The sequence below is a fragment of the uncultured Lamprocystis sp. genome (assembly GCF_903933125.1).
GTDB lineage: Bacteria > Pseudomonadota > Gammaproteobacteria > Chromatiales > Chromatiaceae > Thiodictyon.
The window spans coordinates 23,481-30,893 of the sequence record NZ_CAIZIZ010000102.1; the positions used below are offsets into that span (position 1 = coordinate 23,481).

Below are 7,413 nucleotides of genomic sequence, written 5' to 3' on the forward strand. Positions count from 1 at the left end.
GTAGTCGATCCGACTGAGCCTCGGTCATACCTTGCAGTGCCGAGAAACGGTCGATTACGACAACGACAACGACAACGACAACGACAACGATAACGACTTAGAGGTGACGCGGAGCGTTGCCGACATACGAGCGAATCAAGGGGGTAGGGCTCATGTACATCGCGATGGTCAGCGCCGAGTGCGCGCCGATTGCCAAGGCCGGCGGTCTTGGGGACTTCGTCCAGGGCCTGGCGCGGGAACTCGCCATCCGCGGCAACCAGGTCGAGATTTTCCTCCCCAAGTACGACATGTTGCGTTTTGACCGGATTTGGGGTCTGACTAAGTGCCATCAGGATCTGTGGGTGCCCTATTACGACCAATGGATTCACTGTGACGTCGAATGTGGCGAGGTCGACGGACTCAAGTGCTATTTCATCGACGAGCATGCCCGCGAAAACTTCTTTCGGCGCGGCAAGATCTATGGTGAGCCGGATGATCCCCACCGCTTCGCCTTTTTTTGCCGCGCGGTGCTGGAGTTCATGTACAAGTCCGGCCGGCATCCGGATGTCATCCATTGCAATGACTGGCAGACTGGTCTGGTGCCGGTCCTCCTGTATGAGATCTATCAGGCGCTGGGGATGACCCATTCCCGGGTCTGCTACACGCTGCACAACATGGGCCACCAGGGGGTGGTGGGCGAGCAGGTGCTGCGTCAGGTCGGCCTGCGGCCCGATCGCTTATTGGTGATGGAGCGGCTGCTCGACCCGGTCAGTCACCGCGCGGCCAATCTGATGAAGGGCGGGATCGTCTTCTCCAACTTCGTGACCACCGTGTCGCCCCGTTATGCCTGGGAGATCCAGCATACCGATCAGGGGATGGGCCTGCAGGGGGTGCTGCAATACTATGACCGGAAATTCGGCGGCGTTTTGAACGGGATCGATTATTCGGTGTGGAACCCGGAACTGGATACGCATCTGCCCAAGCCTTATGGCCCCGACAGCCTGCCCAATAAGGCGGCGAGCAAGCGCGCCCTGCGCGAACGGGTCGGGCTGGAAGACGTGTTCAAGCCGATCATCTCCGTGGTCAGTCGGCTGGATCGGCAAAAAGGCGTGGACCTGATTCGTCACGCGATCTATCACACGCTGAAGAACGGCTGCCAGTTCGTGCTCCTCGGCTCAGCCCCCGAGCCGAAAGTGAGCGAGCTGTTCTGGGGCATTAAGCACGAGATGGACGCCAATCCCGATTGCCACCTGGAATTGACTTATAACGAAGAGCTGTCGCACCTGATCTATGGCGGGGCCGACATGATCCTGATCCCCAGCGTCTATGAGCCCTGCGGTTTGACGCAGATGATCGCCATGAAATACGGCGTGGTGCCGATCGTGCGGCGAGTCGGCGGGTTGGCGGATACGGTGTTCGACGCCAATTACTCGGACAAGCCGTTCGAGGAGCGCAACGGCTACCTGTTCGACGACCTCACGCCGGCCAGTCTGGAGGCGGCGATGGACCGTGCTATCGGGCTCTGGTTCCGCTTTCCGGAGTACTTCCGGCAATTGCGGACCAACGGGATGCGCGCCGATAACTCATGGAACAAGCCCGGCCAGCAGTATCTCGATATCTACCATCACTTGCGCGGGTGAGTGCAGCTGTGATGCCGCCGACGGTGACCGATCAACTGCCGCACGCGCTCTACCGGGCCGCCCAGGTCCGGGCGCTGGACCGCGCGGCCATCGAGACGCACGGCATTCCGGGGATCGTGCTGATGACGCGCGCCGGAACCGCTGCCTATGACCTGCTGCGCGCCCGCTGGCCAACGGCCGAGTGTGTCACCGTGCTGGCCGGACTGGGCAACAATGGCGGAGATGGTTACGTGGTCGCCCGCCTGGCCCGGGCGGACGGCCGTCGGGTGCGGGTTTTGCTGGTCGGTGACCCGGAGCGCATCAGCGGTGATGCGGCACTGGCCCTTGCGGACTATCGTGCGGCGGGCGGCGACCTCGAACCATTCGGCAGCCTGCCGCGACGGCCCGGGGTTATCGTGGATGCGCTGTTCGGGATCGGGCTCGATCGACCGGTGACCGGTCTCGCGGCTGCTGCCATCGCGGCGGTTAATGGGGCGAGTGCACCGGTCCTGGCGATCGACCTGCCATCGGGGTTGGCCGCGGATACCGGCGCCGTGCTGGGAATCGCCGTGCAGGCCGACGCCACCATCAGTTTCATCGGTCTGAAGCAGGGACTCTTCACCGGTGCCGGCCCGGATCACTGCGGCACCCTCCATTTCAGCATGCTGGACGTGCCCCCGTTGGTCTATTCCCAGGAGATCCTCGCGGCCCGGCGGATCGACTGGGCACAGCAGTCGACGCGCCTGGGCCGGCGTCGCCGCAGCGCTCACAAGGGTGATTTCGGCCATGTGCTGGTGGTCGGCGGAGCGCCCGGCATGTCCGGCGCGGCGCGACTGGCGGGCGAGGGCGCCCTGCGCGCCGGCGCAGGACTGGTCACGATCGCCACCCATCCGGCGCATGCCGAGTTGCTCAATCTGACCCGGCCGGAACTCATGGTCAGCGCGGTCGCGGACCGACGGACACTGGATCATTTGATCGAGCGGGTCGACGTCATCGCCATCGGTCCCGGTCTGGGGCGCGGTCCCTGGGGACGCGCACTCTGGCAGCGGGTCCGCGGCTGCGGCAAACCGCTGGTGGTCGACGCCGATGCGCTGAACTTCCTGGCCGAACAGCCCGGCGCTGGTCCGGACTGGGTGCTGACTCCGCATCCGGGGGAGGCCGGGCGGCTGCTCGGGCTGGGCACCGCGCGGATCGGTGAGGATCGCTTTCTGGCGGCGCGGACCATCCAGCAGCGCTACGGCGGAGTCGCGGTCCTGAAAGGTGCCGGGACCCTGATTCAGGGTCCATCGCAGCGTCCGCCGGCCTTGTGTTCAGACGGCAATCCCGGCATGGCCACCGGGGGGGCGGGCGACGTGCTGACCGGGGTCATCGCCGCGTTGCGCGCCCAGGGCCTGGACGCGGAAGACGCGGCCGTAGCCGGCGTCTGTCTGCACGCGGCGGCGGGCGATCATGCGGCCCGGGACGGCGAAAAAGGTCTGCTCGCGGGTGACATCCTGGCTGCGCTGCGGCCGGTCGCCAATGGCGTATTCACGCGCCCTATAGGATAGCCTTCCTACCTGATATCCGGACAGACCCTTGGTGTAGGGGCGGGTTTGAAACCCGCCCCTACACCCGGTTATCGCGTTCGACGTTTCTATAAGACCACGAAACTCATCGTGAAGAATCCAAGACGGCAGGACTGCCGATATGATCGGAGCGCCATGGACGGTCTTCAGCCAAACTGCTTTACGGGCCGTTAGCTCAGCGGTTAGAGCAGGGGGCTCATAATCCCTTGGTCCTAGGTTCAAATCCTAGACGGCCCACCACTAAAACACTGACAATCCTCGTGTTCATGCCAGACACGGGGATTTTTTGTGCCCGCAAGTCCCTGGCCCCGGCGCATTTCCGGGGCGGTGGTCATGCCTTGTCCCGGTCCCGGGCGCCGGTCCGCGCGGGTCTCAACCTGTTGGGGTTCGTCGGTTCGCCAGCCGGCCACCGCCCGGCAGACGGGGACCGGGCCACGGGACTGCCCCCATTCGCAGACCAAGGCAGTGGAAGCGGGCGGAGCCGGGCCGACCGGTAGAGGACGGCGTCAGTCAGGCCGTCCAGCGGACGACAGGGCCGAGGTGAGCGCCGGCCGCCCGGCGGCAACGCTCAGGCGGCGAGCACCTGGAAATCCGTGGCCCGCAGCGCTGTGCCGGCGTTGAGCATCGCGAGCGTGCTGGCGCCGCCCGCCGTGGTGCCGTTGCGGTCGAACACCAGCGTCCCGGTGGATTGGGTGTAGATGAAGGCGGCTCCCGTGCCCGTTAAGGAAGCGGCGCTCGCAAAGAAGCGCGGGGTGACGCCGGGCGTCATGCCGAAGTTGCCGCCGACCACCTGGAGCTTGTCGCTCCCGCTGGTGAAGTCCGTGAGGCGATCGCCGCCCTCGCTGGCGATGACGAAGCGGAAGACATCCGCGCCAGCCCCGCCGGTGAGGGTATCGACGCCTGCGCCGCCGGTCAGGACGTTGGCCGCGGCGTTGCCCGTCAGCACGTTGTTGAGTGCGTTGCCGGTGAGGTTGGCCGCCCCGGTGGCGCTGATGCGGCCATTCTCCACGTTGGCGCGCAGGGTGTAGGCGGACAGGGCGCTGTAGACCGTGTCGATGCCACCGGTGGCCGTGGCGTTGCTCTCGGTCACCAGGTCGCCGGTGTGGTCGATGTAGTAGGTGTCGCTGCCGTCGCCGCCGGTCAGGGTATCGCCGCCGGCACCGCCGTTGAGGACGTTGGCCCCGGCGTTGCCGGTGAGGCGGTCGTTGAAGGCCGAGCCGGTCAGATTCTCGATGCCGCTCAGGGTGTCGGTGCCGGCGCCGCCGGTGGCTTGGCCGCCGGTCGCGGTCAGGGTGGCCGTGACCGCCGCGGTGGCTGACCCGAAGGCGGCGGTGTCGGCACCGGCGCCGCCACTGAGGGTGTCGTTCCCTAAGCCGCCGTCGAGTACGTTGGCCCCGGCGTTGCCGGTGAGCCTGTCGTTGAAGCGCGAGCCGGTGAGGTTCTCAATACCGGTCAGGGTGTCGGTGTAGGTGCCGCTCGTGGCGCTGCCGCCGCCGGTGTCATTGAGGGTGGCCGTGACCGCCGTGGTGGCCGACCCGAAGGCGGTGGTATCGGCACCGGTGCCGCCCGTGAGGGTATCGTTGCCCAGACCCCCGTCGAGGGTGTCGTCGCCGCTATAGCCATCCAGGGCGTTGGCCCCGGCGCTGCCTGTCAGCACGTTGTTGAGTGCGTTGCCGGTGAGGTTGGCCGCCCCGGTGCGGTTGATGCGGCCATTCTCTATGTTGGCGCGTAGCGTGTAGGCGGACAGCGCGCTGTAGACCGTGTCGATGCCGCCGGTGGCCGTGGCGTTGGTCTCGGTCACCAGGTCGCCGGTATGGTCGACGTAGTAGGTGTCGCTGCCGTCGCCGCCGGTCAGGGTGTCGCCGCCGGCACCGCCGTTGAGGACATTGGCCGCGGTGTTGCCGGTGAGGCGGTCATTGAAGGCCGATCCGGTCAGGTTCTCGATGCCGCTCAGGGTGTCGCTGCCGGCGCCGCCGGTGGCTTGGCCGCCGGTCGCGGTCAGGGTCGCCGTGACCGCCGCGGTGGCTGACCCGAAGGCGGCGGTGTCGGCACCGGCGCCGCCACTGAGGGTGTCGTTCCCTAAGCCCCCGTCGAGGACGTTGGCCGCGGAGTTGCCGGTGAGCCTGTCGTTGAAGCGCGAGCCGGTGAGGTTCTCTATATTGGTGAGGGTATCACTGCCGGAGCCACCCGTGGCTTGGGCGGTGATGACGGCTAGACTGACCGTCACCGCGCTGGCGGCATATCGGTAATCGGCGGTGTCGGTCCCCCCTCCGCCATCGATGACGTTGTTGCCGACTCCGGCATAAAGGATGTTATTGAGTGCGTTGCCGGTGAGGTTGGCAGCGCCCGTAGCCAGGATACGGACGTTCTCCACATTAGCGAAGGTGGTGTGGTTGGCTAGATAGCTATTCACGGTATCCGTGCCCCCTCCACCCAGTTCGATGACTTGGTCATCGGCATGATCCACACGATAGTTATCGTTGCCTAACCCGCCGATCAACACACTGCCGACTGGGGCGGACAAACCACCAAGGCCGCCAAGGGTATCGTTACCGGCACCGCCCAGAAAATAGTCGGTCTCCCCCCAATTCGGCGTATCCGCCAGCACATTGTTTCCTTCCATCAACTCAAACTGTGGCACCAGCTTGTTCTGCCATGTGTAGCGCTCCGGATTTGCGGCATCGGGGTCGATCTGCCCAGTCAAGGAGACCTCAAGGGTACGATCAACATTGTCATCCGAGGTAAAGTAATCCAGGTCGAACCCATGCAACTGGTTGGCATTCACCGTCAGAGTGTTTGGCAATTCAGCATCCAAGGCCTCCGCTACCTCAAGATAGAGGTCGCTAGAGTGCCAGCTGTAATCATCGAACTCGGCCAGATTGACCATCCCAGCAATATCGGCGGTAACGACATAGCCGGAATCTTGATCTCCGAGGTCTGGGACCTGATCGCCATCGATCTCGATACGAATCAGCCGCTCGTCACCGACATTAGAATCGTCAATCCAATTATATCCGGGCGCAGCGAAGGTCACCGCCTCATAGGCGACATCCCCGTTTGGGTGGGCCTCCATATAAGGCAATACCATGCCCCCGCCTAGGCTATGGCCCGTTACATAGACCCTGCTAATGTCGAAATAATCGACATACCAATCCGTCAACTCGACAAAGGGCGACAACTCATCCCAATAGCCAGGCATATCGAACCAGTTTCTCTCATCGGGTGAACTGCCATTCGGGAACCATTCGTCATCATTGTCATTGGTGCCCCGGAAAGAAATCATCAACGCATCGCCGCACACGGCGGCGAAGGCCGCCGCATTTTCGCAGTGATAGATGCCATCACCTTCGAGAAACCATTCGTAATCATTGAGAGTGGTCGATTCGTAGGTAAAATACTCACCCATAAAACCGCCAACTGTGGCCGGCGTCAGAATCTCCCAATCGCTATCGACGAGAGTCTGCCATGCATCGTCGGCATAGGCCTTGACGAAATTGTCCCCGCCGCCGTTGATATCCACGCCATCGACCCCGTAAACATGGCCAGTCGGCAATTGGGACTGGCCTGAATGCAACTCCTCCACATAGGCCTGATTGCCATTCGACAAGGTCACAGTCGAAAGTTGATAGGCCGCCTTGGCGAAAGTGGCGAAGGTGGTGTAATAGCCATCAGAGGTAAAGAGATCCACTGCATCCAGCAACCCATCCGCCACCGCCTGAAAACTGCCGCCCTTGAAGCGATAGCTGCCCACATCATCCGCGCTGTCGGTCAGACCGGTATCTGCGTCCTGAATATCGATGAAATAACGGCCGGACTGCTCGACGCTGATGACATAGGCCGTGTTGCCGAAGACCGAAGGTGTCGCCTCACCGACCAGCGTACCCGTCGCATCCAGAATACGGATAGCCGGGTCGATGCCGCCAATGCCCGCCGTGGTCTCTTGAACCAGGATGCAGTTCAGCCCGTCGGCCAGCAGATCCACGGCGAAGCGATCAACTTCACCGACAGTGCTCAGCTCGCCACTGTGCCAATAACCATCAAGGAGGTGATTGTCGACATTCGGGCCGAGACCCAGACTCTGAGAAGTCGTGTTATTGTTTTCATTGGACTCCGTGACATCGCTATCGGCATCGGCCTTGGCTATGACGTAATAGGCGCCCGCGCCATTCGACAGCGTCTTGGGCAACGTGACGTTGATCGTCGCGGATTCCGACTGCCCTGCCGATAGGTCATTGACGTAGCGGTACCCA

3 protein-coding genes and 1 tRNA gene are annotated in these 7,413 nt (G+C 63.4%); 3 read left to right on the forward strand and 1 reads right to left on the reverse strand.

The window, feature by feature from the left end:
- Positions 1–152: 152 nt before the first annotated feature.
- From QZY03_RS04720 to QZY03_RS04730, 3 genes are all read left to right on the forward strand, one after another.
- The gene (locus tag QZY03_RS04720; RefSeq protein WP_295578620.1) at positions 153–1,619 is read left to right on the forward strand and encodes a glycogen synthase; all 1,467 of its coding nucleotides are present in this window, start codon (positions 153–155) and stop codon (positions 1,617–1,619) included.
- 11 nt (positions 1,620–1,630) lie between these two features.
- Complete coding sequence (locus tag QZY03_RS04725) at positions 1,631–3,145, forward strand: NAD(P)H-hydrate dehydratase (protein ID WP_295578621.1); 1,515 nt, start codon at positions 1,631–1,633, stop codon at positions 3,143–3,145.
- A gap of 182 nt (positions 3,146–3,327) precedes the next feature.
- Positions 3,328–3,403 (forward strand) — tRNA-Ile (locus QZY03_RS04730).
- 328 nt (positions 3,404–3,731) lie between these two features.
- Here QZY03_RS04730 and QZY03_RS04735 read toward each other — a convergent pair.
- Positions 3,732–7,413: CARDB domain-containing protein (locus tag QZY03_RS04735; RefSeq protein WP_295578622.1), on the reverse strand; the 3,682-nt coding region annotated here is incomplete at its 5' end.